Source organism: Mycobacterium sp. 1245852.3 (assembly GCF_001669335.1).
Taxonomy (GTDB): domain Bacteria; phylum Actinomycetota; class Actinomycetes; order Mycobacteriales; family Mycobacteriaceae; genus Mycobacterium; species Mycobacterium europaeum_A.
Genome location: NZ_LZLL01000033.1, coordinates 1 through 1,990 on the forward strand (window position 1 = coordinate 1; position 1,990 = coordinate 1,990).

The 1,990-nt window shown below is 67.7% G+C and carries 1 protein-coding gene and 1 pseudogene; both read right to left on the reverse strand.

What is annotated here, in order from left to right; genetic code table 11:
* Positions 1–126 (reverse strand): annotated as a pseudogene (locus tag A9W96_RS31120) (RidA family protein); the annotation flags it as partial.
* 125 nt (positions 127–251) lie between these two features.
* On the reverse strand, positions 252–1,778 hold the full coding sequence (locus A9W96_RS01425; protein WP_156765073.1) for an RNA polymerase sigma factor: 1,527 nt from the start codon (positions 1,776–1,778) through the stop codon (positions 252–254).
* Positions 1,779–1,990: the final 212 nt, after the last annotated feature.

The following is a 1,990-nucleotide window of genomic DNA, read 5'->3' on the forward strand; positions in this document are numbered from 1 at the left end:
GCCGGCGGGCCCGGCGCCGGTCGTTCCGGCCACCGCCACGTGCGGCCCGACGCGCACCGCGCGCGAGTAGCCGACCGCCGACTCGAAGTCGGAGCCGGACGAGACCATTGTGCGGTTGGTAGGCATGCGCCTCACGGTACGACGGCAGAGCCGCCACCGCAGCCGAATTTCTCGGCGGCGGCGCGCGTTTGACTTACCGGATCACACCGACGTCGAGATGGCTTGCGCGCCAATCGTTTCGGTGCGAACGGCTAGTCGAGGTAGTCGCGCAGCACCTGGGAGCGGCTGGGGTGGCGCAGCTTCGACATCGTCTTGGACTCGATCTGGCGGATGCGCTCACGGGTCACGCCGTAAACCTGCCCGATCTCGTCCAGCGTGCGCGGCTGGCCGTCGGTGAGGCCGAACCGCAGGCGTACTACGCCCGCTTCGCGCTCCGAGAGCGTCTCCAGCACCGACTGCAGCTGGTCCTGCAGCAGCGTGAACGACACCGCGTCCACGGCCACCACGGCCTCGCTGTCCTCGATGAAATCACCCAGCTGGCTGTCGCCCTCGTCGCCGATGGTCTGGTCCAGCGAGATCGGCTCGCGGGCGTATTGCTGGATTTCCAGCACCTTTTCGGGCGTGATGTCCATTTCCTTGGCCAGCTCCTCGGGCGTGGGCTCGCGGCCCAGGTCCTGCAGCAGCTCCCGCTGGATACGGCCCAGCTTGTTGATGACCTCGACCATGTGCACCGGGATACGGATGGTGCGGGCCTGGTCGGCCATGGCGCGGGTGATGGCCTGCCGGATCCACCACGTCGCGTACGTGGAGAACTTGTAACCCTTGGTGTAGTCGAACTTCTCGACCGCGCGGATCAGACCCAGGTTGCCCTCCTGGATGAGATCCAGGAACGCCATGCCGCGACCCGTGTAGCGCTTGGCCAGCGAGACGACCAGTCGCAGGTTGGCTTCCAGCAGATGGTTCTTCGCGCGATCACCGTCGCGGCAGATCCACATCATGTCGCGACGCTGGGCGGCGGGCAGTTTGTCGCCGCGCTCGGCAAGTTCGGTCATCAGCTGCGTGGCGTACAGCCCCGCCTCGATCCGCTTGGCCAGCTCAACCTCTTCCTCGGCGTTGAGCAGCGCGACCTTGCCGATCTGCTTGAGGTAGGCGCGAACCGAGTCGGCCGAGGCCGTCAGCTCGGCGTCCTTGCGGGCCTGCCGCAGCGCCTCGGACTCGTCTTCGTCCCACACGAAATCGCCGGAGGCCTTGTCCTTTTCGGACGGCTCGGCGATCTCCTCGTCCTCCTCGGCCGCGGCGTCGGCGGCCTTGGCGGGCTTGGCTGCGGCCTCTTCCTCGGGCTCGTCCTCGCCTTCGGCCTCGTCGGCCTCGACCTCCTCGGCGTCCTCGCCGTCGGACGCTACGTCCTCCTCGAGGTCGTCGAGGGACAGGTCGGTGTCGATGTCGAGGTCCTCGCCGGGCTCACCCTCGAGGTCGGGCTCGTTGTCCAGATCCTCGACGGCACCGTCGGAATCGAGGGCGTCGGGATCCGCCGGGCCGGCCTTGGCCGCCTTGGTTCCGCGCGCGGTCGGCGTCTTGGCGCCGCCCTTGGCCGCAGCGCGCGTCTTCTTGGGATCGTCGGCCTCGGTGGACGGCGATGCCGCCTTGGCGGCCCGCTTCGCGGGCGCCGAGCCGTTGGCAGACTTGGCCGCCGGTCGCTTGGCGGGGGACGACGGAGACTTCGTGGCGGTGCGTTTCACCGGCCCATCCGTTGCCGGGCTTGCTTTCGTCGCTGCCACTTACACCCCTTCGTTTGGGCTCACTCTCGGTGGGTAGTGGGCATGGTTAACCGAAAGTGTCTGCTATGTCGATGTCGGCGTTGGTATCAGCGTGAGTAGTCGCACGCTGTCGGTTGGGCATTCGCCGAGCACCATTGTAACGACAGTGCGGGGTCCTACGGCTCTGCCGGGCGAAATCAGTGCGTCACGTCCGAGGTGGCGGCCATCGCCGC